General features: G+C 61.5%; 27 protein-coding genes. 16 read left to right on the plus strand and 11 right to left on the minus strand.

The window, feature by feature from the left end; genetic code table 11:
- Window positions 1-41 precede the first annotated feature (41 nt).
- On the plus strand, window positions 42-647 hold the full coding sequence (locus HKK54_RS29475) for a TetR/AcrR family transcriptional regulator (protein ID WP_010171700.1): 606 nt from the start codon (window positions 42-44) through the stop codon (window positions 645-647).
- Between the two features lie 3 nt (window positions 648-650).
- On the opposite strand, the gene HKK54_RS29480 is transcribed toward HKK54_RS29475, so the two are convergent.
- On the minus strand, window positions 651-1,361 hold the full coding sequence (locus HKK54_RS29480; RefSeq protein ID WP_169388764.1) for a FadR/GntR family transcriptional regulator: 711 nt from the start codon (window positions 1,359-1,361) through the stop codon (window positions 651-653).
- A gap of 289 nt (window positions 1,362-1,650) precedes the next feature.
- On the opposite strand from HKK54_RS29480, the gene HKK54_RS29485 reads away from it, so the two are divergent.
- Together HKK54_RS29485 and gudD are read left to right on the plus strand one after the other, a co-directional pair.
- A complete protein-coding gene (locus HKK54_RS29485; protein ID WP_010171704.1) occupies window positions 1,651-3,000 on the plus strand; it encodes an MFS transporter in 1,350 nt (449 codons plus the stop codon).
- 10 nt (window positions 3,001-3,010) lie between these two features.
- Window positions 3,011-4,360, plus strand: coding sequence for a glucarate dehydratase (gudD, locus tag HKK54_RS29490; protein WP_010171706.1), 1,350 nt, complete (start codon window positions 3,011-3,013; stop codon window positions 4,358-4,360).
- A 2-nt stretch (window positions 4,361-4,362) separates the two neighbouring features.
- Here gudD and HKK54_RS29495 read toward each other — a convergent pair whose 3' ends face one another.
- On the minus strand, window positions 4,363-5,250 hold the full coding sequence (locus HKK54_RS29495) for an NAD(P)/FAD-dependent oxidoreductase (RefSeq protein ID WP_169388765.1): 888 nt from the start codon (window positions 5,248-5,250) through the stop codon (window positions 4,363-4,365).
- Between the two features lie 144 nt (window positions 5,251-5,394).
- On the opposite strand from HKK54_RS29495, the gene HKK54_RS29500 reads away from it, so the two are divergent.
- Entirely contained in the window at window positions 5,395-5,844 is a 450-nt protein-coding gene (locus HKK54_RS29500) for an RrF2 family transcriptional regulator (protein ID WP_010171710.1), read from the plus strand.
- 6 nt (window positions 5,845-5,850) lie between these two features.
- On the opposite strand, the gene HKK54_RS29505 is transcribed toward HKK54_RS29500, so the two are convergent.
- On the minus strand, window positions 5,851-6,468 hold the full coding sequence (locus tag HKK54_RS29505; RefSeq protein WP_029615944.1) for a TetR/AcrR family transcriptional regulator: 618 nt from the start codon (window positions 6,466-6,468) through the stop codon (window positions 5,851-5,853).
- A gap of 142 nt (window positions 6,469-6,610) precedes the next feature.
- Here HKK54_RS29505 and HKK54_RS29510 point away from each other — a divergent pair, with 142 nt between their 5' ends.
- A complete protein-coding gene (locus HKK54_RS29510) occupies window positions 6,611-7,051 on the plus strand; it encodes a hotdog fold domain-containing protein (protein WP_010171714.1) in 441 nt (146 codons plus the stop codon).
- Window positions 7,052-7,080: 29 nt separating this feature from the next.
- Here the strand turns inward: HKK54_RS29510 and HKK54_RS29515 are convergent, their stop codons facing one another.
- Complete coding sequence (locus HKK54_RS29515) at window positions 7,081-8,283, minus strand: lipase family protein (protein WP_169388766.1); 1,203 nt, start codon at window positions 8,281-8,283, stop codon at window positions 7,081-7,083.
- Window positions 8,283-8,870, minus strand: coding sequence for a GDP-mannose pyrophosphatase NudK (gene nudK / locus HKK54_RS29520; RefSeq protein WP_010171718.1), 588 nt, complete (start codon window positions 8,868-8,870; stop codon window positions 8,283-8,285). The genes HKK54_RS29515 and nudK overlap by 1 nt, the downstream gene beginning before the upstream one ends.
- A gap of 321 nt (window positions 8,871-9,191) precedes the next feature.
- Between nudK and HKK54_RS29525 the strand changes: the two genes are divergently transcribed.
- On the plus strand, window positions 9,192-10,292 hold the full coding sequence (locus tag HKK54_RS29525) for an efflux RND transporter periplasmic adaptor subunit (RefSeq protein WP_237151020.1): 1,101 nt from the start codon (window positions 9,192-9,194) through the stop codon (window positions 10,290-10,292).
- Window positions 10,292-13,351 carry an efflux RND transporter permease subunit gene (locus HKK54_RS29530; RefSeq protein WP_169388767.1) on the plus strand — a complete coding sequence of 1,020 codons (3,060 nt, stop codon included), beginning with the start codon at window positions 10,292-10,294 and terminating at the stop codon, window positions 13,349-13,351. Before HKK54_RS29525 ends, HKK54_RS29530 begins: the two co-directional genes overlap by 1 nt.
- Here the strand turns inward: HKK54_RS29530 and HKK54_RS29535 are convergent.
- Window positions 13,338-14,183, minus strand: a complete 846-nt coding sequence (locus tag HKK54_RS29535) for an SDR family NAD(P)-dependent oxidoreductase (protein WP_169388768.1) — start codon at window positions 14,181-14,183, stop codon at window positions 13,338-13,340. The two genes, HKK54_RS29530 and HKK54_RS29535, sit on opposite strands and share 14 nt — an antisense overlap.
- Window positions 14,184-14,304: 121 nt before the next feature.
- On the opposite strand from HKK54_RS29535, the gene HKK54_RS29540 reads away from it, so the two are divergent.
- The 4 genes from HKK54_RS29540 (at window position 14,305) to HKK54_RS29555 (ending at window position 18,463) form a co-directional block, all read left to right on the plus strand.
- Window positions 14,305-15,192: a LysR substrate-binding domain-containing protein gene (locus HKK54_RS29540; RefSeq protein ID WP_169388769.1), complete on the plus strand. Its 888-nt coding sequence runs from the start codon at window positions 14,305-14,307 to the stop codon at window positions 15,190-15,192.
- Between the two features lie 98 nt (window positions 15,193-15,290).
- Complete coding sequence (locus HKK54_RS29545; protein ID WP_169388770.1) at window positions 15,291-16,232, plus strand: alpha/beta hydrolase; 942 nt, start codon at window positions 15,291-15,293, stop codon at window positions 16,230-16,232.
- Between the two features lie 347 nt (window positions 16,233-16,579).
- Window positions 16,580-17,368 carry a DeoR/GlpR family DNA-binding transcription regulator gene (locus HKK54_RS29550; RefSeq protein ID WP_010171729.1) on the plus strand — a complete coding sequence of 263 codons (789 nt, stop codon included), beginning with the start codon at window positions 16,580-16,582 and terminating at the stop codon, window positions 17,366-17,368.
- A 39-nt stretch (window positions 17,369-17,407) separates the two neighbouring features.
- The gene (locus HKK54_RS29555; protein ID WP_169388771.1) at window positions 17,408-18,463 is read left to right on the plus strand and encodes an NAD(P)-dependent oxidoreductase; all 1,056 of its coding nucleotides are present in this window, start codon (window positions 17,408-17,410) and stop codon (window positions 18,461-18,463) included.
- 29 nt (window positions 18,464-18,492) lie between these two features.
- Here the strand turns inward: HKK54_RS29555 and HKK54_RS29560 are convergent, their stop codons facing one another.
- A complete protein-coding gene (locus tag HKK54_RS29560; protein WP_169388772.1) occupies window positions 18,493-18,717 on the minus strand; it encodes a hypothetical protein in 225 nt (74 codons plus the stop codon).
- A gap of 203 nt (window positions 18,718-18,920) precedes the next feature.
- On the opposite strand from HKK54_RS29560, the gene HKK54_RS29565 reads away from it, so the two are divergent.
- Window positions 18,921-19,481: a type 1 glutamine amidotransferase domain-containing protein gene (locus HKK54_RS29565; RefSeq protein ID WP_169388773.1), complete on the plus strand. Its 561-nt coding sequence runs from the start codon at window positions 18,921-18,923 to the stop codon at window positions 19,479-19,481.
- Between the two features lie 55 nt (window positions 19,482-19,536).
- On the opposite strand, the gene HKK54_RS29570 is transcribed toward HKK54_RS29565, so the two are convergent.
- Window positions 19,537-19,758 carry a PLD nuclease N-terminal domain-containing protein gene (locus HKK54_RS29570; protein ID WP_010171737.1) on the minus strand — a complete coding sequence of 74 codons (222 nt, stop codon included), beginning with the start codon at window positions 19,756-19,758 and terminating at the stop codon, window positions 19,537-19,539.
- A 123-nt stretch (window positions 19,759-19,881) separates the two neighbouring features.
- Here HKK54_RS29570 and HKK54_RS29575 point away from each other — a divergent pair, with 123 nt between their 5' ends.
- From HKK54_RS29575 to HKK54_RS29585, 3 genes are all read left to right on the plus strand, one after another.
- Window positions 19,882-20,061: a peptidase gene (locus HKK54_RS29575; RefSeq protein WP_237151021.1), complete on the plus strand. Its 180-nt coding sequence runs from the start codon at window positions 19,882-19,884 to the stop codon at window positions 20,059-20,061.
- A 190-nt stretch (window positions 20,062-20,251) separates the two neighbouring features.
- Entirely contained in the window at window positions 20,252-20,728 is a 477-nt protein-coding gene (locus HKK54_RS29580; RefSeq protein WP_010171742.1) for a hemerythrin domain-containing protein, read from the plus strand.
- A gap of 217 nt (window positions 20,729-20,945) precedes the next feature.
- Complete coding sequence (locus HKK54_RS29585; protein ID WP_169388774.1) at window positions 20,946-21,266, plus strand: hypothetical protein; 321 nt, start codon at window positions 20,946-20,948, stop codon at window positions 21,264-21,266.
- A 4-nt stretch (window positions 21,267-21,270) separates the two neighbouring features.
- Here the strand turns inward: HKK54_RS29585 and HKK54_RS29590 are convergent, their stop codons facing one another.
- Window positions 21,271-22,470: a lysozyme inhibitor LprI family protein gene (locus tag HKK54_RS29590; RefSeq protein WP_169389389.1), complete on the minus strand. Its 1,200-nt coding sequence runs from the start codon at window positions 22,468-22,470 to the stop codon at window positions 21,271-21,273.
- 78 nt (window positions 22,471-22,548) lie between these two features.
- Entirely contained in the window at window positions 22,549-23,586 is a 1,038-nt protein-coding gene (locus HKK54_RS29595) for a PDDEXK nuclease domain-containing protein (protein WP_169388775.1), read from the minus strand.
- 190 nt (window positions 23,587-23,776) lie between these two features.
- Between HKK54_RS29595 and HKK54_RS29600 the strand changes: the two genes are divergently transcribed.
- Window positions 23,777-24,430, plus strand: coding sequence for a helix-turn-helix transcriptional regulator (locus HKK54_RS29600; RefSeq protein ID WP_169388776.1), 654 nt, complete (start codon window positions 23,777-23,779; stop codon window positions 24,428-24,430).
- Window positions 24,431-24,553: 123 nt separating this feature from the next.
- On the opposite strand, the gene HKK54_RS29605 is transcribed toward HKK54_RS29600, so the two are convergent.
- Window positions 24,554-25,054, minus strand: coding sequence for a DUF2165 family protein (locus HKK54_RS29605; protein ID WP_169388777.1), 501 nt, complete (start codon window positions 25,052-25,054; stop codon window positions 24,554-24,556).

Below are 25,054 nucleotides of genomic sequence, written 5' to 3' on the forward strand. Positions count from 1 at the left end.
GTACCCTGTGGGGGTTCGCCCCCACACCTCCCAGGATCCCGATGCCGACGCCCACCCCCGAGACGCCCCGACGCCGCAACGCAGCCGCTACCCGCGAAGCCATTTTATTGTCGGCGCGCAAGGCGTTTGCCGAGTCCGGATACGACGGTGCCGGCGTGCGGGAAATCGCGGCCGGCGCGGGCGTGACGGCGATGCTGGTCAACCGTTATTTCGGCTCCAAGGAACAGCTGTTTGCCGAAGTGATCGCCGACACCATGGCCAGCCCGATCATCCTCACCGAGCATAACCTGGCCTCGGAAAACCTCGGCCGCACCCTCGCCAGCGCCCTGGTGAGCATCACTGAAAGCGGCAGTACGCCGCTGGAAGGCTTCCTGATCATGCTGCACTCGGCGTCGAGCAAGCGGGCAGCGGTGATCGGTCGGGAACAAGTAGAAAAAGGCCATCAAGCAACCATGGCCGCCGCACTCAAGGGCCAGCACCACGAAGAGCGCGCCGCCCTGGTGATGGCGCTGGTCTCGGGCTTTCAGGTGATGCGCCAGATGCTCGGGCTGTCGGCACTGGCCAAGGCCGATCCGGAGGTTCTGATCAATCTGCTGACGCCGTTGTTCCAACAATTGGTGGATGGCGAACCGGGCGAACAAGCCTGACCTTCACTCCCCAGTCATGCGCTCCAGGCTGTTGCTCAGGTGCAGCAGCATGGCGGCTCTCGCGGCGTCCGGGTCCTGGCGGCGGATGGCTTTCAGGATCGCTTCGTGCTCAAGGTTCGCCATACGCCCCAACGCCATCAAGTCCACATCCCCGCGCTCTTCGGCATTGATCCGGGTGCGCGGGATCACCGAGTGGCCCAGGTGATAAATCACGTCGGTGAAATAGGTATTGCCGGTGGCCTGGGCGATCAGTCGATGGAACCGCACATCCGGCTCAACGGCACTGTCGTTGTTCGCCAGTGAATCCTGGTAATCATCCAGCGCCTGGCGCATCTGCTGCAGTTGTTCGTCGGTACGGCGCAAGGCTGCCAGGGCGGCTGCCTGGGTTTCCAGGCCCATGCGCAACTCAAGAATGCCGCGCACGCTGGCGGCGGTGTCGTGGGTCAGGTGCAGGCCCTGGCGTTCGTCGCGCTCCAGCACAAAGGTGCCGACACCGTGACGGGTTTCCACCAGCCCGGCCGCCTGCAATTTGGAGAGCGCTTCACGTACCACCGTGCGACTGACGCCGTACTCGCCGACGATGGCGGACTCGGACGGCAGCTTCTCACCCGGCGCCATCTGCCCCAACAGAATCTGCTGGGTCAGCGCGGTGACGATGTCGTGGGCAAGGCCCGGGGAGCGCTTGCGATGAGGTGCCGAGGTTGGGGTTTGCATCAGGAATTCCGTTCAGGGGCGCCTGGCGATACTAGCATTTTTATGCGCACCTACTTGTATGACAACAAACAAATACCTGTAGCAGCGAGCTGGCTCGCGAAAAAACCCGCCACACCGTGATCCTTCAATATAACCGCGTAATCGTTAACGTTTACGGCGTGCAAGCTTGCACCTACAAAGTGTTGCTATCTCTGAAATTGCAGTTGTATGATGTCTATCAAGTTGTCAGACAACTCCGGCAACCCGAGCCTATCCCCCGCACAACAATAATCAGTGGGAGTTTTACCTCGTGACCCCTTCAAGCCCTGCGACAGCTGCGCCTGCCACCGACCCGGTCCTGGCCCGCGCGATCAAGAAAGTGAAGAGCCATGTGCTCCCGCTCTTCGTGATCATGTTCATCGTCAACTACATCGACCGCGTCAACATCGGCTTTGTGCGTACCCATATGGAGCACGACCTGGGCATTGGTGCAGCCGCGTACGGCTTCGGCGCCGGGTTGTTTTTCATCGGCTACGCGCTGTTCGAAGTCCCCTCCAACATGCTCCTGCAAAAAGTCGGCGCGCGTATCTGGCTGACCCGCATCATGTTCACCTGGGGCATCACCGCCACGCTGATGGCGTTTATCCAGAACGAAACCCACTTCTACATCCTGCGCTTCCTGCTGGGCGTGGCCGAAGCCGGCTTCTTCCCCGGGGTGATCTACTACTTCACCCGCTGGTTGCCCGGCGTCGAACGCGGCAAGGCGATTGCGATTTTCCTCAGTGGCTCGGCCCTCGCCTCGCTGATCTCCGGCCCCTTGTCTGGCGTGCTGCTGCAAATCACCGGCCTCGGGCTGCACGGCTGGCAATGGATGTACATCATCGAAGGCATGGCCTCGGTGCTGCTGTGCTTTTTCGTGTGGTTCTGGCTCGACTCCAAGCCCCACGACGCCAAGTGGCTGAGCCTTGAAGAGAAGGATGCGCTGGTGGGCGAAATCGACCGCGAACAACGTGAGCGTGACGCCGCCACCACGGTCAAGCCAACCCTGGGCAAACTGCTCAAGGACCGCCAGATCATGCTGTTCTGCGCCCTGTACTTCTGCATCCAGCTGACGATCTACGCCGCCACGTTCTGGCTGCCGAGCATCATCAAAAAGATGGGCGACCTGAGCGACATCCAGGTGGGTTTCTACAACTCGATCCCGTGGCTGATTTCGATCATCGCGATGTACGCCTTTGCCGCGCTGGCGGGCAAGTTCAAGTTCCAGCAGGCGTGGGTCGCTGCTGCACTGTTGATCGCTGCGGTCGGTATGTTCCTCTCCACCACCGGCGGGCCGATCTTTGCGTTTATCGCGATCTGCTTCGCGGCGATCGGCTTCAAGTCGGCGTCTTCACTGTTCTGGCCGATTCCCCAGGGTTACCTCGATGCGCGGATCGCTGCAGCGGTGATCGCGCTGATCAACTCCATCGGCAACCTCGGCGGGTTTGTCGCGCCTACCACCTTTGGTTTCCTGGAACAGACCACCGGTTCGATCCAGGGCGGTTTGTATGGCCTGGCGGGCACGTCGATCCTCGCGGCGATCCTGGTGTTTTTCGCCAAAACCCTGCCCGGCCCGACCACCAGCAGCGTGCTGCAACCCGCCCCCGTCTTGAGCAAATAAGGAATACCCCATGAACACAGAACACCAGCACCACGCCAACGGCGCCCCGGTCGTCACCGGCCTGCAAGTTATCCCCGTGGCCGGCCACGACAGCATGCTGCTCAACCTCAGCGGCGCCCACGGGCCGTTTTTCACGCGCAATATCGTGATCCTCACCGACAGCGCCGGGCGTACCGGCGTCGGTGAAGTGCCCGGCGGCGAACGCATCCGCGAGACCCTGGAAGACGCCCGCAGCCTGGTGATCGGCAAGCCCATCGGCCAGTACCAGAGCATTCTCAATGCCATGCGCCAGACCTTCGCCGCGCGGGATTCGGCGGGCCGGGGTTTGCAGACGTTTGACCTGCGCATCACCATCCATGCCGTCACCGCGATGGAGGCTGCACTGCTGGATTTGCTCGGCCAATTCCTCGAAGTCCCGGTCGCCGCGCTCTTGGGTGAAGGCCAGCAGCGCGACGCGGTGAAGATGCTTGGCTATCTGTTCTACATCGGTGATCGCCAGCAGACCGACCTGGCCTATCGCAGTGAAGCGCACGCCGAGGATTGGTTCCGCCTGCGGCATGAACAGGCCATGACGCCCGAAGCCATCGTGCGCCTCGCAGAGGCGGCCAAGGCGCAATACGGTTTCAACGACTTCAAGCTCAAGGGCGGCGTGTTGCGCGGCGCCGAGGAAATCGAGGCGGTCACTGCGCTGGCCGAACGCTTCCCCGACGCACGCATCACCCTGGACCCCAACGGCGCCTGGTCTCTGAAAGAAGCCATCGCCCTGTGCCGCGACCAGCATCACGTACTGGCCTACGCCGAAGACCCGTGCGGCGCGGAAAACGGCTACTCCGGGCGCGAAGTCATGGCCGAATTCCGCCGTGCCACCGGGCTGCCCACCGCCACCAACATGATCGCCACCGACTGGCGGGAAATGGGTCACGCCATCCAGTTGCAGTCGGTGGATATTCCCCTCGCCGACCCGCACTTCTGGACCATGCAAGGCTCGGTGCGGGTGGCGCAGATGTGCCACGAATGGGGCCTGACCTGGGGCTCACACTCCAACAATCACTTCGACATTTCCCTGGCGATGTTCACCCAGGTGGCCGCCGCCGCGCCGGGAGAGATCACCGCCATCGACACCCACTGGATCTGGCAGGACGGCCAGCGCCTGACCAAGGCGCCGCTGAAGATTGTCGACGGTCATATCAAGGTCCCGGCCAAACCGGGCCTTGGCGTCGACATCGACATGGACGCCGTGGCCCACGCCCATGAACTGTACAAAGGCATGGGCCTGGGTGCGCGCAATGACAGCGTGGCGATGCAGTTCATGATTCCGGGCTGGACGTTCGATAACAAGCGGCCCTGCCTGGTGCGCTGACCTCAGCTGAAGATCATCGAGAAGTGCGCGCCCACCCCGGCGCGCACGCCCTCGCCCACCGCCAGCGCGACCGAACCGCCGGCCAGGTTGGCATCACCACAGGCAAACACGCCGGGCACGGAGGTCTGGCGGGTTTCGTGGGTGAGCAGATAGGGCCCGGTCGGTCCTTCGATAAACTCACACCCCAACTGCTCGGCCAACGGGCTGGCCATGCGCGTGCGGGACATCGTGAAAATGCCGTCCAGCGCGATCACCCGACCGTCTGCCAATACCACGTCCGCCCGCTCACCGACAATCCGCCGCACCGCCTGGCTTTCGACGCGAACCCCGCGCCGATCCAGTTGCGCCTGCTGCTCGGCATCCGGCACAAATACGTCATTGGTGAACAGCGTGGTGGTGCCCCAGTCCGGCAGCAGCATGGCGTGATGCATCGCCAGCGGTGAGGTCGCCAGCACGCCAATGCGGCCTTGGTCCAGCTCGTAGCCGTGGCAATACGGGCAGTGGAATACGGACTTGCCCCAGCGCTCTTGCAGGCCTTCAACCTCGGGCAATTCATCCACCACTCCTGAGGCGAGAATCAGCCGCAGAGCGTTAAAGCTGCCATTGCACCGGGTTTGCACCACAAAACCCTGCGGGCCCTGAGTCGCCTCGACCGCCGTGTCCTGCACCCAAGTGACGGTTGGGTACTCCATCAACTGCCCTCGCCCTTCAGCCGCGATCATCTCCGGCGGCTGGCCATCCTGGCTGAGGAAGCCATGGGAGGTGGCTGCAAAGCGGTTGCGCCGCTGCCCGGCATCGATCACCAGCACCTTGCGCCGAGCCCGCGCCAGTTGCAGGCCGGCCGACATTCCGGCGTAGCTGCCGCCCACGATAATCACGTCGTAAACCATGAAGATGACCTCTCTGGTGGCCCGAGCATCGGTTGCCGGGCAGTCACGACACACCATAAGTTACATAAAAATACTTCGTCAAGAGTCTCGCAACTCCAATCGTTACGAACGATACTTTCGCGCAGGAATTCCTGAGGTTTGCAGATGAGAAACGACACCCGGCTTTCGCGCATGCTCCACGTGCTGATCCACATGGGCCGCCACGAGGAACGCGCCACCTCGGACACCATCGCGCAGATGCTCGGCACCAACGCGGTGGTGGTGCGCCGTACCCTCGGCCTGCTCAAGGAAAAGGGCTATGTGCGCTCGGAAAAAGGCCATCAGGGTGGCTGGATGCTCGGCAAGCCCTTGAGTGAAATCACCCTGCTGGACATCCACAACGCCCTCGGCACGTCGTCGATCTTTGCCGTCGGCCTGTCCACCGATCACCCGCAGTGCCTGGTGGAACAGGCCGTCAACGCAGCACTGAACCAGGCCTTTGATGACGCCCAGGCGTTGCTGCTGCAGCGTCTGGGCGAGGTGACGCTGGCGCAGCTGGCGGAGGATTTTGATGAGCGCTATCAGGTGGCGATGACGCCGGTGCCGTGTGCGTGAGTCTGGCTAAACCCCGCCCACCGAACGCCACGCGGCCTCGGCCAGCACCTCGCGGTAAACCCGCGGGCTGCTGGTCGCCCGCCCGGCCAGCCAGGCACGGCAGTAGCTGTCGGCCTGCCCAATGATCAGCGACGGCCAAAGCTCTGCGGGCAATTGTTTGAGCTGATCACCCCGCCCGGGCAGCGCCATCCACTCCTTGAGCACTGCGTTGCGCGACTGGTTGCGGCTTTCCAGTTCGGCGGCGAACGGCCCCTTGGTCACGGCGAAACGCGCGTGGTACTGGAAACGCGCCCACTGCGGTTCGCTGTCCACCCAATCCACATAGCTGTGGACCAGCGCGTACACGCCCTCCTTCGCCGTCCTGGCCGACTCCAGGTAGCGCGCACGCAATTCGGCCTGGTCATCCAGTGCAGTGAAGAACAGCGCGGCAACCAACCCTTCCTTGTTGCCGAAGTGATGGTAGATCGCGCCAACGCTGGTGTCGCACCCGGCGCGAATCATCTCGATGGTGGTGGCTTCAAGGCCCTGCTCGTTGAACAGGTCGAGGGCAGTCTTGAAGATATCGCGCTTCAATTCGGCCCTTCGACCTGGGAAGCAGCGCTGGAGCAGATCCGGGGTTTGCATGCTGAACACGAACTCATTCATTGAGAGGGACACGTCGGCGCAGCTTGACAGATTTCCCATGGGCAGAATACTGTTCCGTCACAGAACATTATTCTGTAACGGAACAACATTCCGCAAATTCAGACCTTCAGTGAGGCACCTCATGAGTCAGTACCTGAGTATGTTCAACAGCGTCGGCCCCGAAGCATTCAGCAAACTGGCGTGCCAGATGGCGCCCTACTTCAGCACCATCAATCCGTTGATCACCCAGCTGCGCCCGGGGTTGGCGGCGGTGGAGGTGCCGTTCAGCAAGGCCGTCACCAACCATCTGGGGACAGTGCATGCGATCGCCATGTGCAACGCCGCGGAACTGGCGGCCGGGACAATGACGGATGTGTCCGTGCCAACCGGCGCACGCTGGATTCCCAAGGGGATGACGGTGGAATACCTGGCCAAGGCCAAAAGCAGCGTCACCGCGACCGCCAATGGCGAGGGGATTGATTGGCTGACGGCGGGTGACAAAGTGGTGCCGGTGGACATGCTCGATGCGGAAGGAAAGTTGGTGTTTACCGCACGGATCACCATGGACGTGAAGCTGGCCTGAAGGCCGTCGCAGGAGCCGAGCGGCTCCTGCTACAACCCGCAGTTGCCGGGGATCACTTCACCGGCAAACGCCCGGCGCACAAACGGCGTCGAATCCGCCAGCGAGCCATTCACCGTGGCCGAGTGATCAAGCTCGGGATAGAAATGCCATTCGATCCGGTCGCCTGCCTTGCAGGCGTCCCTGACCAAGGCCTTTTGCCCCGGCACAAACACATCCCGGTCCTTGCCACCCGTGCCGACAAACACCGGAATGTCCGTCTTCAGGGTTGGATACGCCGACTCGCGATAGACCCTGTCGAGGGCTGCTTTGGGCGAGCGCTTGAAGCTGTCGTTGAAGGTAAGTTTATCCGCCACCACCCGCTGCTCGATGGCATGCAAGCAATCGCGCTGACTGATCTCAAACGCTGGCATTGCGCGCTCGTTCAAGTAGTCGGCAGGGACAAACGACGGATCAAACAAGGTGGCCGTACTCAGCCGCAACAGGTTGTAGGCAAAGGTCGGCACCACCGTGCTGCGGGCTTTTTCCAGCTCGGCACTGTCGCCGGTCTTATGGGTGGCCGCGTAAGGCGTACCGGTGGCTACCACGCCGACGATGTTCAACTCAGGCGCGTAGTCTTTGGCGTAGACCGCCGTGGCAAACGCGGCACGCCCGCCCTGGGACTGGCCGAACACCACGACGTTTCTGGAGAGCCCAAAACCACCGGCCATCACCGCACGGATGCTGTCGAGCACACCATAGGCCAGCGGGCTGGTCAGCCCATACGGATGCAACCCAGGCGTCCCCAACCCTTGGTAATCCGTGGCGACGATGGCGTAGCCCTGCCCCAGCCAATAATTGAGATAGCGCGTGTCCCGCGGGCTGCGACCGGCGAACGACGGCGCGCAAACATCAGCGCTGCCCACCGTGCCGTGGGCCCACGCCATCAGCGGCCAGCCACCCGGCGGCGCCGTGCCCTTGGGCAGGAACAGCGCACCGGAGACGACCAGGTGTTTGCCGGTGTCGAGACCATCGGTGGAGGTGTACAGGATCCGCAGGTTCCGCCCGGCATCGGCCAGGCTTTGCCGAGCCGTCAACGGCTCACTGCGCAGCATCTGCCCGGGGGATGCAGGCACCTTGTCGGTCCAGGTATAGAACGCAGGAACACCGCCGTCGCCGGCGGGCACCGGAGCCGCACTCACGCCGCTGCAGCCCGCCAGCAACACCGCCAGCGCCAGGGAAAACCGACGCGCCATCACCAGCCCTCTTTCAACATCCGCAACTCAAGATACTGCAGCAGCATGATGGTCTTGCCGTCGACGATCTCGCCGCTTTGCACCATGGACAGAGCGGCCTCGAACCCCAGCTCCAGCACCTCGATGTCCTCACCCTCATCTTCCAGCCCGCCGCCATCGCTGACCCGGTCGGAAGGCGAATATTCGCCGATGAAAAAGTGGATGCGCTCGGTCACCGAGCCCGGGCTCATGAAGGCCGAGTAGATTTTTTCCACGTGGCCCACACGGTAGCCCGTCTCTTCTTCCGCTTCGAGACGAATGCGTTCCTCGGGGCTGGCATTGTCCAGCAGGCCGGCGGCGGATTCGATCAGGTAGCCGTGGTAGCCATTGACGAAAGTCGGCATGCGGAACTGGCGAATCAGCAACACCGTGCGCCGCTCGCGGTTGTACAGCAGGATGGTCGCACCATTGCCCCGGTCATAGATCTCACGGGTCTGGGACTGCCAACTGCCGTCGCGGCGGCGCAGGTCGAAAGTGTACTTTTTCAGCACGTACCAGTTATCCGAGAGCAACTCTTCGGTGTGGATGCGAACGGGGCTGTTGTCCATGAGCGGTCCTTTTATCGTGGGACAGGGAGCATGTGGTTCAAGCGTCGTTATCGTCAAGTCGAGCCTGTGAGGGCCATGCGTATCCAGGCGACTACCTAGCCGAATGGCCAGTCGTCGCTTTTTTCCGCCAGGGTCAGAATGCTCCACCCTGGGAATGCGCGCAGTACTACGCAGGGCCAACCTGGCATTCAAGGTGAAAGCGTTTTTCGGGCGTGAACTCCACTCGCACAGGAAGTTGCCGTTATGCCGAAACACCGCACATCCTCGACGTTTTTCAGTCTTGTCTTTTCAATTGCCAGCCTCGCGACGATAGGGCTTGCCGTGCACTGGCTATCCCCGGACATGTCGGACGCCGCGCCGCCTCCCGGCCCTGCCGCCGTCCCGGTCCGCGCGGCAAGCGTGGGGCAGCGCGACGTACCGGTGATCGTCCAGGCCATCGGGAATGTGCGTTCACTGCGCAGTGTCGATATCCGGCCTCAAGTCGACGGCCTGCTGCTGGACGTACCCGTCAGCGAAGGCCAGTTCGTCCGCCAGGGCGAGCTGCTGGCACAGATCGACGATCGAGGGATTCTCGCCGTCCTGCAACAAGCCCGGGCGGAACGGGATATGGCCCAGGCACAATTGACCTCTGCCAATGGCGACCTCGCGCGCTATCGCGCCCTGGCCAGCGGCCAGGCCATTTCGAAGCAAATCCTTGACCAGCAGACCGCACTGGTGGCCCAGTTACGCGCCGGCCTGCACAGCCGCGACGCGATCGTCACCGCCAACGAGGTGCAGCTGTCGTATACGCGGATTCAGTCGCCGACCGACGGACACGTCGGCATTCGCAATATTCACCCCGGCAGCTATGTACGGGCAGGAGATGCCCAGCCCTTGTTCTCCGTCGTGCAACTGGACCCCATCGGTATAGAAAGCGCCTTGCCCCAGGCCATGCTGGGGCAATTGCAGGCACTGCTGGGTGATGCCAGCCAAACCGCAGCGAGCTTGCGTGCCTATGCAAGCGACAGCGGCACCCTGTTGAGCGAGGGGCAGTTATCACTGATCGACAACCGGGTATCCAATGCCACCGGGACGGTGCGTATCAAGGGCACTTTTACCAACCCACAAGGGGCGCTCTGGCCGGATCAGTCAGTCGTCATCAACTTGCAAACCGACACGTTGAGCAACGCCCTGGTGGTGCCACAACGCGCACTGCGCCAGGGCCAGGAAACCACCTTTGTCTGGAGAATCACCGAGGACAAGGCGGCGCCCCAGCCCGTGCAGGTGACGTACGCCGACGCTTCTATCGCCGTGGTCACAGGCCTGCAACCCGGCGACCTGATCGTTGAGGATGGTTATTCGCGACTGCGTCCCGGCGCCACGGTGCAGATACTCAACGCGGCCGAAACTGCCGGTTTGTCTGATGGCGGAGCCGCTTTCTGATGGCGGCGCGCAAGGTCTACACCTGGTGCATCGACCACCCCACCGGCACCCTTTTGTTAAGTGTTGCCCTGTTGCTACTGGGGTTGATCGCCTATCCGCGCCTCTCCATCGCGCCCCTTCCGGAAGCCGAATTCCCGACCATCCAGGTGACCGCACGCCTGCCCGGCGCCAGTGCCAAGACCATCGCCTCGTCAGTCGCAACGCCTCTGGAAGTGGCGTTCAGTTCAGTGCCCGGCATTACCGAGATGACGTCCACCAGTGCCCTCGGCCAGATGACGCTGACCCTGCAATTCACCCTGGAAAAGGATATCGACACCGCTGCCCAGGAAGTCCAGGCGGCGATCAACGCCGCTTCGGCACGCCTGCCCAGTGACATGCCCAGCTTGCCTGTGTGGCGCAAGGTCAACCCGGCGGATGGACCGGTGCTGATCATCAGCGTGGTGTCCGAAAGCCGTTCGTTGATCGATGTCAGCGACCTTGCCGAAAGCGTGCTGTCGCGCCAACTCAGCCAGATCGGCGGAGTCGGCCAAGTCATCGTGGTCGGCCAGCGCCGCCCGGCGATCCGTATCCAGGCGCGCCCCGAGACGCTGGCGGCAGCCAACGTCAGCCTGCAGGACATCCGCGAAGCCGTGCGGCAATCCAGCGTCAACCTGCCCAAGGGCGCGTTGTTCGGTGACACACGTGTGTCGACGCTGGAAGTCAATGACCAGTTGTTTTCGGCCCCCGAGTATGGCGACGTTATCGTCAGCTATCGCAACGGCTCGGCCGTACGCGTGCGTGACGTCGCCGATGTCACACTGGGCGCTGAAAATGACTATGCCCGTGCCTGGCCCAACGGACAGTCCGGGGTGGTGCTGGTGGTTCTTCGCCAACCCGGCGCCAACATCGTCGCGACGGCTGACAGCATCCGGCAAGCACTGCCCCGGCTACGCGCATCACTGCCGGCCGATGTGACGGTCGACGTGCTGAACGACCGTACGCGCACCATCCGTTCATCCTTGCAGGAAGTGCAACTGACCCTGGGTATCGCAATTGTCCTGGTGATTGGGGTGATGGCGTTGTTCCTGCGCCAATGGTCGGCAACCCTGATCGTCACCGCCGTACTCGGTATCTCGCTGGTGGCCACGTGTGCGGTCATGTATGTGGCCGGTTTCAGCCTGAACAACCTGACCCTGGTGGCCATCGTCATCGCGGTCGGATTCGTCGTCGACGACGCCATCGTGGTCATCGAAAACGTCCACCGACACCTGGAGCGCGGTGAAGACAGACGCACCGCCGCGCTCAAGGGCATCAGCGAAATCGGCTTCACGGTGTGCTCCATCAGCCTGTCGCTGATTGCCGCATTTATCCCGTTGCTGTTCATGGGTGGGGTGATCGGCCGACTGTTTCGCGAGTTCGCGCTCACCGCCACCGCCGCCATTCTGATTTCCGTGGTGCTCTGCCTGACGCTGGCCCCCACGTTGGCATCACTGTTTATGAATGCGCCCGCACACCGGCCGCCAGACAAGGGGTTTCTCGCGTGGTTGAGTAACGGTTACGCACGCGCACTGACCTGGGCGCTGGGGCATCAGCGCAGCATGCTCGGGGTGTTTTTTGCGAGTGTGGTGCTCAGCGTTGCCAGCTTCGTGATGATTCCCAAGGGTTTCTTCCCCCTGCAAGACACGGCGTTCATACAGGGCGTGACCCAGGCCTCGGCGGATATTTCCTATGAGGACATGCTGGACAAACATCAGCAACTGGCCGCTATCGTCAGCCAGGACCCGGACGTCACCGACTTCAACCATGCCGTCGGCGGCAGCATCACCGACTCCATCAGTAATGGCCGGATGTGGCTGGTCCTCAACGACCCCGGGCAACGCGATGCAACCATCAGCCAGGTCATCGACCGTTTGCGTCCGCAACTGGCACAGGTGCCCGGTATCCAGGTATTTCTTCGCGCCGTGCAAGACATCAACCTGAGCGCCGGCCAGCCACGAGCGCAATACCAGTATGTGTTGCGCGCCGAAGACAGCGGCGAACTCGCGACCTGGACCACGCGGTTGACTGATCGACTGAGAACGCTCCCGTTGTTCAGCGACGTGTCCCATGACCTGCAACTGGACGCAAACGTCACCCGTATTACCCTGGACCGCGACGAGGCCGCACGTTATGGCTTCACTCCCCGCGACCTGGACAACGCGCTGTATGACGCGTTTGGCCAGCGGCAGATCAGCGAGTACCAGACCGAGGTCAACCAGTACCAGGTCATCCTGGAACTCGCCCCTTCGGCGCGAGGCACTGCCGACAGCCTGAACTACCTGCAATTGCGCTCGCCTCTCACCGGAGAGGCCGTGCCCCTGCTGGCATTTTCCCGGATCGAGCCGCCGGTCAGCGGGCCGCTGCTGATCAATCACAATGGTATGCAGCCTGCTGCCAACCTGTCGTTCAACCTGGCACCCGGTGTCGCACTGGGCCAGGCCGTCGAGGCGCTGCAACAAGTGGAACGGGAGATCGAAATGCCCGCCTCAATCAGTGCAACGTTTCAAGGTTCGGCGCAGGCATTCCAGGCGTCCCTGGCCAGCCAGCCCTACCTGATTCTGGCGGCACTGGTGGCGGTCTACATTATTTTGGGAGTGCTGTATGAAAGCCTGGTGCATCCACTGACGATCCTCTCCACGCTGCCAGCAGCAGGCGTCGGCGCCATCCTGCTGCTATGGGCCTGGCAACTGGACTTCTCGATCATGGCGCTGATCGGGCTGATCCTGCTGATCGGTATCGTCAAGAAAAACGGCATCCTGATGGTGGATTTCGCCTTGCAAGCCCAGCGGAAACAAGGCCTGAGTGCACATGACGCGATCTATCAGGCCTGTATTGCGCGCTTTCGACCCATCATGATGACCACGCTGGCGGCCTTGCTCGGCGCCGTCCCCCTGATGCTCGCATTCGGTACCGGCGCCGAGTTGCGTGAGCCGCTCGGTGTGGCGATTGTGGGCGGCTTGCTGCTGAGCCAGGCCCTGACATTGTTGACCACGCCGGTGGTGTTCCTGGCGCTTGAACGACTGCGCGTCAGCCCTGCTTGATGGCATGCCAGCGGGCAGCGACCTGCTCGGCACTGGCGGCGTTGATCCGCGCCAGGTCGAGCGGATACTCGACACCCGGGTTTTCAACGAAACGCGTGGCGGTGAACTGACCGTTACTGGCCCTCAGGATATAGCCGCTGTCCTGGCACTGCGCCGAGGCCAGGAAGAGTACGCCGGGAGTTACCCATTCCGGCTTGAGGTTGTCCGGCTCGCCGGTCACGCCCCACATGCGGGTCTTGGCCACGGGTGAGATGGCATTCACCCGAATCCCCGCCTCGGCCCCTTCCCCGCTCAACGCATTCATGATGCCCAGTTGCGCCATCTTGCCGGCGCTGTAGGCCACCAGGCCCGGCTGGGCATAGTGCGTGTACATCGCACGGTCGGAGGTGGTCAGCACGATGCGCGGTGCAGCGGATCGCTTCAGGTAGGGCCAGGCATGCTTGCCCAGCCAGATCGGCGCATAAACGTTGATGTCCATCGCTCGCCGGATAAACGCTGCGTCGGCGGCCTCAATGGATTGATAGCCCACCCAGCCAGCATTGTGGATCAGGATATCGAGCTGCCCGAAATGGGTGATGGCGCATTCGATCAGCGCTCGGCAACCCGCTTCACCCGACAGATCGGTTGCGTGACCGACCACCTGCAACCCCTCGCTCTGAAGCGCCAGCGCGGCCGCCTGAACCACTTGGGGGTCAGCCCCCTCGCCGAGCGCGTCGGTGCCGATGTCGCTGATCACCACCCGCGCACCGAGGCGCGCCAACTCGCGCGCATAACTGAAGCCCAAGCCCCGGGCGGCACCGGTCACGATTGCGGTTTTACCTGTAAAGTCCATCGTTGCGTTCTCCTGATAGGCACTCCACCCTAACAACCCGCGACCGCCCTGTTTAATACTGAAAAACAGCGATGTTGATACCCACGACGTATCAGCCCCTCTCTCTGAAGGAACAGACCCGATGATCGAAACCCGCCTGCTGCGCCAGTTCATTGCTGTCGCCGAGGAGCTGCACTTTCACAAGGCTGCGCTGCGCCTGCACATGGCACAGCCCGCGTTGAGCCAGGCGATCAATCGGCTGGAAGAGAAGTTGGGGTTTGCCCTGCTGGAGCGTGACCGGCGCGGGGTGCAGTTGCTGCCGGCGGGCACGGCGTTTCTTGAAACGGCGTACGCGGTCCTCGGGCAACTGCAGCACGGTGTCGAAAATGCCCGGCAAGTCTCCCAAGGCACCGCCGGCACACTTACCATCACGTCGGTGTCGATTGCCGGCTACCCGTGGCTGCTCGAAACCCTGCGGCAATTTAGGCTCGCGTTCCCCAAGGTACAGTTGGTGATCAAGGAAATGCCCTCCGCCAGCCAGGCCAAGGCACTCTCGGCAGGCGAGGCCGATCTGGCCGTTTTGCGCTATCTCCCGGGCCAGGCGGATCACATCGAGTCCCGGCTGCTGCTCGATGAACCGATCCTGATGGCACTTCCCGTAGACCATCCCAATGCCGACGACGACGCTATCGAGCTGAACCATTTCGCCGGCGCCGACTTTGTGTTCACGCCACAGGTATTGGGCAGTGGCTACCACCATCAATTGATCGGGTTGTGCGAGGCCGCGGGGTTCTCTCCACGGGTGGTCCAGGAAGCCGATCAATTGCACACGCTGATCGGCCTGGTCGCGTGCGGGTTTGGCGTAGCGCTGGTGCCGGAGTCGATTGCGCGCTCGATGACCAGCGACAAGGTGGTGTTTCGCCCCCTCACCGCGGCGTCTTCCAGCATCGGCCTCTACCTCAATAGGAACACCGAAAATCCGTCGCCGTTGCCTGGGCACTTCGTCTCATTGCTGGAAGGCACGCTGTAATACTTTGCAAGCAATGCCCGGTGACGACTGTCTAAATATTTCCTGCACGGCCAGGGCATCTGTTAAAACCCGTGCTTTGCCCCTGCTCTGGAACCTTCATGCTTTCACGTTTTATGTCCCGTCTCGGCCTGCGCTGGTTTCCCCTGCTGTGCATGGCTGCCGTGATCATCGGCCTGCCAGTGGGTTGCGCCGTGCTGCAGCACAAAGAGCGCGAGCTGCTGTTTCGTGTGGAACCGGGTACTGCCAGCTGGTACAGCGGGTTGCCCCGGGATGTGCAGGAATTTGACCTGAAACCCGCAAGGTTCAAGTCCGGCCAAAACATTCATGGGTGGTGGTGGCCGGCTGCGCAGAAGGACGCGCCAGCGATCCTCTATTTGCACGGCGTACGCTGGAACCTCACGGGTCAGCTGTTTCGCATTGAGCAACTGCGGGCCCTGGGTTTCTCGGTACTGGCCATCGACTATCGCGGCTTCGGCCAGAGCCAGGGCGACCTGCCTTCCGAAACCAGTGTCTACGAAGACGCGCGCATTGCCTGGGAGCGTTTCCAGGTGCTGCAACCCGACCCTGCCAAGCGCCTGATCTACGGTCATTCCCTGGGCGGCGCGGTGGCCATCGACCTGGCGGCAGAACTGGGCAAGCAGGCCGCGCAGAATAATAGGCCGCCGCCGGTGCGCGGGATGGTGATCGAATCCACGTTTACCTCATTGGCGGATGTGGCCACGGCCGTCGCCAACACCTCACTGCCGGTACGTTGGCTGCTGTCGCAGAAGTTCGACTCCATCGACAAGATCGCTGACATCCACATGCCGCTGCTGGTGGTCCATGGGCTAGCCGATGCCTTTGTGCCACCGCGCTTCAGCCAGGAATTGTTTGATGCCGCACAAGAACCCAAACACTTGTTGCTGGTGCCCGGCGCGACTCACAATGACAGCATGCGCATGGGCGGCAGCAGCTATCGCCAGGCCCTCAACAACCTGATGCAAACGAAGCGGCCGACACAGGTCGCCGGCCCCTCCACCGTGCGCCCCAACGACTCGTAAATGTGCATTTCGGCACCGGTTTCGCCGGTGCCTGTCAAGACGAAAAGCCTGCCCATACTGGCCATAAACAGCGGCTGATCAAATATTAACCGCGGGTTAAATCGCCATACCCGCCGGGCTCAAGGGAAGTTATCCACAGAGATACCCACGGTTTTCGTGGACAACTCTTTTTACTTTTTTACGATTTTTTTGCTCAGTAACGTCCTGTTGGAACGGCGCTCGGGAGCAAAATCTCCTGCGTCACCTCGGGTTCACCAACTGCTCCGGTGCCGCCCACATGCGGCCCCCATTGCGTTTAGTTCTTCGCCTGATTAATCTTGCATAAACACGCAATAACGAGCACAAACATGCACAACACCCATGCCGCCATCGACCTGCCCTCCTTGCGCAAACAGAAAATCCTGTTGCTGCTGGAGCGCGATGGCAAAGTCACCGCCTCGGACCTGGTGGAGCATTTCGCCGTTTCCCAGGACACCATCCGCCGCGACCTCGGCGAACTCGCCTCCGCCGGCTTGCTGCAACGCGTGCATGGCGGCGCGCTGCCAAGGCCCAAGGACACCGGCAAGGATTTCTTCACCCGTTTTGGCGAAACCACCGCGACGAAACGCCACCTGGCGCAGCTCGCCGCCGATCGCGTGGAAGACGGCCAGATCGTGCTGTTCGACTCCGGCACCACCACCCTGCAAATCGCCCAGTCCTTGCCGCACGCCATCAAGCTGACTGCCGTCACCCACTCACCGATGATTGCCATCGCGTTGTCCGAGCATCCCAATGTGACGGTGATCCTTGCCGGCGGGCAGCTCAACCCGGTGACCATGGCCGCCAGCGGGCACGAGGCGTTGCGGCTGATCCAGGGCATCAAGGCAGACTTGTTGTTTACGGGCGTGTGCGCACTGCATCCACAGGTCGGCATCAGCTCGTTGCACTTCGAAGAAGTCGCGGTGAAACAGGCTATGCTCGACAGCGCTTCCCACGTGGTGGCTGTCACCCTGGCCGACAAGCTGGGGGCCGTAGAGCCATTCGTGGTGGCGCCGTGCAGCCGCATTCACACGCTGATTACCGAGTGGCACGTGCCGCCGGGCAGTGTCGAGGCTTATGAATGCCTGGGGCTGGAAGTGATGCAAGTGGACGCCTGACACAGGCTTGGCCCGATAGCTTTGCAAAGGAATAGACCCATGGCGTTTCCCGTCCTGATTCTGGATGCACCCAGCCCACCCTTGCTGCATGACGAAATCGAGCGATGCCTGGCATACGGGCTGGAAATCACCCTAAACCTGCACTACTTCGCCGACCAGGACAGTATCCAAACGCACTACGCCGGGCGCGTTCAGTTCGTGGATATCAATTGCCACGACACGCCTTCACTGATCGGTGCGGTGGTAGAGGCCGGCGGCTACAGCGTACTCAAGACCCGTTTGAACATTCCCCTGGGGGCTGCGCTGATCAACGCCGCCGCGTCGCCGGATCTGGGCAGCCCGTTACAGGCGATCGCCCAGGCGGGTGTCGGGCTTAACCATATCGACTTGAAGGCCGCCGCCGAGCGTGGCGTGACCGTACTCAATACCCCAGGCTCCAACGCGACGGCCGTGGCTGAATATGCGCTGGCACAAACGCTGTTCCTGTCTCGTGACCTGAATCTCTACAACGCCAAGACCCATCAAGGCCAGTGGTCAAAAGGCCTGCTCGCACCCGCGCCACAAATTGCCGAGTTGACCCTGGGGCTGGTGGGCACCGGCAGAATCGCCCAGTCGCTCGCCCATAAGGCACGAGCCCTGGGCATGAACGTGATCGCCACCGGCTCCGAGCGATTCACCCAACAGGCCGCTGCGAACCTGGACGTGCAATGGCGCGCCTCGCTTGACGAATTGCTGGAGGAGGCAGACGTGGTGTCCATTCACACGCCACTCACGGCGCAGACCAAAGGCTTGTTCGGCACTGCCGCATTCACACGGATGAAACCCGGGTCGATCCTGATCAACACCGCACGTGGCGGCATCGTCGACGAGGGCCAGTTGGCGACGTTCATGCAGCGCTTTCCCGGCCATATCAAGGGGGTCGCCATCGATACCTTCGCCCGGGAAAAAGACCAGTTCGAATCGCCTTTGACTGGCGTTGCCAACGCGATCCTGACGCCGCATATCGCCGGCAACACACGCACCGCAATCAGCGAGGCATCAAGGCAAATCGTTGACCACATTCATGCCTTTCGCCAGGCAATGCTTGCAGGTTAAGTGCATCGGCCCATGACTGCCTCCGTCCCTCACTGACCCAGCTTGCGCTCGGCTTCAGCAGCCTTCTCATTGATCCGGTCGGTTTGCCGTTGTGTGTCCTTGATCGATGTCGGCGTGATCACCTTGTCGACGGTTTCCGTCTTGGGGTTGGGGCGCTGCAGGGAGCTGTCCTGCTCATCAATCTGGCGACCTTTCTGCGCCTGTTCTGAGCTGATGGCATCGGGAGTTTTGTCGGCGTTTTTTGCGGTGCCCATGGGGTGTTCCTCCTGTTGAAAACATAACGCTCCAGCACGGAGCCGTTATGCAGCAGAGCCCTTGGGTTTTCGATAGTTCAAGGAAATTGTCCCGGGTGGGGCCCCGGGAAATAAGCGCAAATTAATTTAAACCTTTTGCTCAGGCATCCGCTCAACAGTCCGGTAGCAGCATTCGCACACCCTACTCAGGAGGACACTCGACCATGAGTTTGCAACTGCACGGCAAGAAGATTCTGATCATCACCTCCAACACCGGCATCGAGCGCGACGAGCTGCTCAAGCCGCTGGAAGCCCTGCGTGGTTTCGGCGCTACGGTAACCCACGGTTCGAGCAAGGGTGGCAGCACGCAGACCTTCCTTCAGGACACCGAGAAAGACCGGACCGTGGAGTCCGATGCCAAGCTCTCAGAGCTGAGCGGCAGCGACTTCGATGCACTGGTCATCCCCGGCGGCACCGTCAACGCCGACACCCTGCGCCAGGACGCCGACGCCTTGCGGCTGATCAACGACTTCGTCAAGGCCGGGAAAACCGTCGCCGCCATCTGCCACGGCCCGTGGGCGCTGATCGATGCCGGGGTGATCGGCGGCAAAACCCTCACCTCCTATAAAAGCGTGCGCACCGACCTGGTCAACGCCGGGGCAGAAAACTGGGTGGATACTGAGGTGAAGGAATGCCCGGCCAACGGCTGGACACTCATCACTTCACGTACACCGGATGACTTGCCAGCGTTCAACCAGGCAATTGCCAAAGCACTGGCGGCTTAACGCCAGCCCATGCAAACAGGCGCCCTCGGGCGCCTGTTTTTTTTCCAATTCTGTATCAGCCTTTGCCATGCCCGGTGGCATGGGTTGCACGGTTGACGCCCTTCGGTCCAAACAGCGCCCAGAGGATCAGCCCCAACAGCGGCATGAAGATCAGCACCACCAGCCATAACCCCTTGGTTTCCCAGCCACTGCCACTGCGCAGCACGCTGTTGATCGCCCACAGCTCCAGCAGTACCAGAATCACTGCCAAGCCAATCCAGACATATTCGATTTGCATGATTCATCCTCCTGAGGTCGTATGGGTTAGGTCAATCAACACGCCTGAGGGTTCATTAAAATTGCAGCGGATGGCTCTCGCCCAATGGTTGCGACAGGTCCATCCGATGAAATGGCGCGCCACGTGAAAACCCACGAACTGGAAGCCGCCACGGCAGAGACGCACCTGGATATTTTCAAGTGCTTGTCGGCCGAGAAAAAAGTGATTGCCGCCCACGAGTCGCTGGCCTACGGAATTACCGATGAGGTTGAGCAGATTGTGTTCGCAGAAGACATCCAGCAATGGAAAGTCAGCGGAGGATAGACATTGTTTAATGCATGCAAGCCGCCCTCCGTCCGTGCAAGCTGCACGATCCAAGCTCGCTTTGACTATCAATAACTCATTGTTTTATAAACAAATAAATATTAAGTTCAACTTGGTACAACTCATGCTGTAGAGCTCTGGACAGGTGGGCATTTCGACCCGCCCTTCCGCTACCCGTGAGGTGTCACCCATGAACGCCATTGATCTTCTCAAGGCCGACCACGAACGCGTCAAAGCCATCCTGAGCCAACTGAGTGAGTCGACCGAGCGCGGCGTCAAGAAGCGTACGGAGCTGCTGGCCAAACTGGAGATGGAAATCAGCCTTCATACCCGGCTTGAGGAAGAAATCCTCTACCCGGCTTTCCGCAAGGCTGGGGGCAAGGACCAGGAAATCATGTACCACGAAGCCAAGGAGGAACATCGCACTGTCGACTCCCTGGTATTGCCGGACTTGAAACAGACCTCCCCGTCCACCACCGAGTTTTCCGGGCGTGTCAAAGTGGTCAAGGAACTGTTGGAGCACCACATCGAGGAAGAAGAAAGCGAGATGTTCCCACAAGCGAAAAAGCTGCTGGGCAAGGCGCTGCTGGAGGAGCTTGGTGCAGAGATGGAAGCGATGAAAGCCGCGCACAAGAAGGCCCTCGGCGCCAAGCCACTGGCTGCGTGATGCCCATTCGTCACTTGCAGGCAAACTTTTTCAAACTTTGACGTGGCTGGCGGATTCCCAATCAGGCAACACCATTGATTCGCTCGTCACTCAGGGATTTGAAAATGGCGGGCCCCAAAGCCACGCCCCTGCTTCCAGGAAGTCTTGATTGAGGCGTTGCCGAAGCCTGGAGATGCTCCGGGCTTCGGTCCTTACCGTCAACAAGAGGGATTGAGTCATGAAGACCTGTATTTCCCAAAGGATTGTACTTGCCGCCAGCCTGACGCTCGTACTGTATGCCCCCGCCTATGCAGCCTTCGGCGACAACACCGCCCCCGAGGCACCCGCCTTGAGCGGCAACAGCGCCCCTGGCTCGGCGCTCCCGCCGGGCACCTACCCCAGCAGCCCGTCCGGAGCCGACACCAGCGGCAGCAAGGACGCTGAAACCAAAGCGCCTGCGCCGTCAAAAAGCGTGAAGAGCACGCGCCACAAGAGCCCCTCGACCCAGCATCCCGCCAGCAAGACCGGCAAGAAAGCCGCTGCTGAATCGGGCAGTTGAGCCCTTAGAGCTCGCTTGGGCCGCCGATAAAGTCCAGTCGCAGATTCAACCACTGCCGAACGATTTCCCGAGCTGCTTGCCGGGCATCATGAGCAGAAAAGCCGCGCTCGTGCTGCAACCAGTCGCTCGTCGCTTGCCGCGCTGGCTCAACGGCCGCCAGCGTCTGCTGGCGTTGCTGGGCAGGCCATTGCTTATCAACACCCCAGTCGCGCAGGGTGAGTTCAGGGTCCTGGGTCCGCCCGGCAGTGCCCGGTTGGAGAAACAGCCGAGGCGACGCGGTAGCCTTGAGCGAAAGCGCGCTCCAGTCGGCATAGCTGGCAAAGCGGATGGTGCCTTCGTTCTGCGATGCCGTGGACAACGGCTCGGTCAAACTATCGTCCAGCCGCTTCCACGCCGGCTGCGCAAACAGGTCGCCCTGCGGCGCGCAAATCGGTGCAAAGCTGTCCCGGGTGGAGCCGTACAGCGATCCGAACGACTCATACGCGACCTCGCCCTGACGGCTGAAAACAAAGCAGTGCACATAGGGACGCTGGTCAGCGAACAGCTCATACCGTTCGCGCTCGATCATCATGCGCAGCAACGTCAACATCACCCGGTCACGGCTGACGGCGGGATCGTTTTGCAGGTCCTGCCAGATCGACCAGGGAAAGTTGTCTTCCTTGAGCGCTACGAGGACCTGCTTGCGATTCTCCTCGGCCTCGCTTGCCGTGACACCACTGTCAGGTTCAAAACGCTGCAGGTAGACCAGCCAGGCGGCCGCCAGGTCATTCATCGGAAAGCGCCTGAGCCCCTCTGCCGCCTGAGCCGGATGGTAAGGAATGCTGGCAATGATTGCGTCAACAGCGGCCGTATCCTTGTGGGTGATCGAACCCACCTCGACCACTCGCTGGCTCAGTTGCGATTGCAGGCAACCGACCAGTGTTTCCGGATCACGGGCACACTCGTTGCGAGTTTGCAGCCAGGTGCGCTGGCCACGGCGCAATTCGTCGCGCTGATCGGGGGCCAGTTTGGCCATTGCCTGGCCGTAGTAAATGCCAAGGAAACTGTCGAGTTCGCTCAACTCGGGGCTGGCGCAAATGGCCTTCTCCACCGGTGTGGAAGCTTTTTTACACTCGAAAGAAGCGCCACTGGCGGGCATGCCTGCGCCCATCAGCACGCCAGCGAGCAACAACGTTGGGTAGACGGTATTCATACGGCGGGCCATGACTTTCCTTGGATGAGTTCCTTTCAAGGCGCCCATTGTGCCGAGGCGATTGCCAATGTCCAGCCTGGCGGCGCCGCGTTACGAATCGCCTGCCAGCTCACGCTCAATCTGTTCGATGCTGGGCAAGCTGGTTTGCAACTCTGCCGGCAGCGATTCCACCAGTTGATACTCGGCAACCCCAATCGGACGGGAGCTGTCACGCAGGGCGTATTCGGCCACCACTTCATTCTTGCTCTTGCACAGCAGCAGGCCGATGGTAGGACTGTCCTGCGGGTGCTTGAGCTGGGCGTCCACCGCCGCGAGGTAAAAACCCAACTGCCCCAGGTGGTCGGGCTTGAACTTGCCGGCCTTGAGTTCGATCACCACATAGCACCTCAGCTTGAGGTGGTAAAACAGCAGGTCGACGAAAAACTCCTCGCCGCCCACATCCAGCAAGACTTGCCGCCCTACGAAGGCAAAACCTGCGCCCAGCTCCAGCAAAAAATCGGTGACATGTTTGACCAGCGCGTTTTCGATTTCGCGCTCCTGCGCATCGAGCGTCAGCCCGAGAAAGTCGAAACGGTACGGATCCTTGAGCGATTCGCGCGCCAGGTCGGACTGGGCTTTGGGCAGCAGCCCCTCGAAGTTGCTGACGGCATTTCCACTGCGCTCCAGCAGGCGACCTTCGATTTGCATGACGAGAACGTTGCGCGACCAGTTGTGTTCGATGGCCTGGGCGGCATACCAACGTCGAGTTTCGGGTCCCGGCAGCTTATCCAGCAACGCCAGTTGGTGATACCACGGCAATTGTGCAAGCACCCCTTGCACAAATTCGGGATCCGGCCACGCTTGCGCAAATGCACGCATATATTTCAGATTGCGCGGCGAAAAACCCTTCATCTCCGGAAAGGCTGAACGCAGGTCCTGCGCCAGTCGCCCAATCACCTTGGTCCCCCAGCCCTGCCGCGCTTGCCGGGTCAAAATATCCTGGCCGATCTGCCAGTAGAGCAGCACCAGCTCGCGGTTTACCGCCAACGTGGCGCGTTGCTGGGCCGAGTGGATTCGACCCTTGAGGTCAGTCAGCCAGTCGCTGTACCCCTCGGGCGGTGTGGTCAGGCTTTCGCAGGTCTCACTCATTCCTTTTCCCTCGTGGGTTTGGCAGGCGGCCGATGGTAGCGAGGGAAAAATGCAGAGTGGGCCAGCAGAATGCTTTCGATACAAATCAGCTGGAACCCTCCATGAGCGTGCCTTAATGCAGATCAAGAGGTGCCCCGGCGTGCCTCCTGTGGTCAAATGGACCGGTCACTTCCATGGTTATTCCCGATCTATGAACGCCACACCCACCGACGACAGCCAGGCATCCACCGGGGACCGCATCCTGTTCCTGCTCAAGACCCGTGGCCCACTGAAAACCACGGACCTGGCTGCGCTGTTGGACATCACCTCCGAAGCCGCCCGCCAGCAAATCCAGAAGCTACAGGTCGCGGAGTTGATCGTCGGCGTATCGGCCCCCATCTCGGGTGCCGGTCGGCCATCGCTGAAGTGGACACTGACCGAAACCGCCCAGAGCAAATTCCCGGATTCCCACAGCGTGCTGACGTTGCACCTGATCGACTCCATCGAAGGGATTTTTGGCAGCGAAGGCGTGGAAAAAGTCATCGCCAGCATGGAGGCGGCGGCCAAACACGAATACATCCAGGCCTGCTCCGCCGCGTCGAACCTGCAGGAGAAAGTCGAGATCCTGGTGCAGATTCGCGAGCGCGCCGGGTACATGGCACAGATGGAGCCGCTGGACGATGGCTGGCTATTGGTGGAAAACCACTGCCCCATCTGCGTGGCTGCGCGCAAGTGCCAGGGCTTCTGCCGCTCGGAGCTGCAAATTTTCCAGGCGGCGCTGGGGGACGAGAATGTGGTGGAGCGGTGCGAGCATTTGATTTCCGGGGACCGGCGCTGCGCCTACAGCATCCAGCCCCGCAAGTAAAAAAGAGGCTGCGGTGGGCTGCGCAGCAACCGTAATTCCATCACCGCAGTGTCCCGGATACACCAACGGTTCAGGCTTCACGAAAGCTGCGCAGTCCATCGCAGCCTCGGCCTCAAGCCAAGGTCAGGCCCCTTGCAGATTGAACAATGCAAATGCCAACAGCGCCCAGACCAGCAGCACCAAATGCGTCAGCTGCAAGCCCTCCTGGCGAATCCAGTAGCCGAACCACAAGCCGCCCAGCAGCATCGCGAAAACGAACGCCGAGAAGCCGCTGAGGGCGAGGTTGAGCCATGGCCGGGCCGCCGCCAGGCCGTCGCCGAGGACCAATTGGTAGCTGCCGGCCCACGCCGCCACTGCCGCGACAACTTGCAGGACCAGCACGATCAGCAGTGCCCACTGATGGAGGCGTGGCGAGCGCACCGCACGCCTCAACAAGGGCGTGTCGATAGCCGGAGCTTGGTGCAGCGGCGCCATGGCCATGGTCGCGCCCACGGCACCCACCGAGCTGCGAAAAGCCTGCCCGTTGTTTAGCACCGCGAGGGTCAGCCAGACACTCAAGCCCAGGGCCTGCGTCCCCAGGAACAGACCGGTGGAACCACCCGGCAGCAATGCGTCCACGCTCAT

The organism is Pseudomonas sp. ADAK13 (assembly GCF_012935715.1).
Taxonomy (GTDB): Bacteria; Pseudomonadota; Gammaproteobacteria; order Pseudomonadales; family Pseudomonadaceae; genus Aquipseudomonas.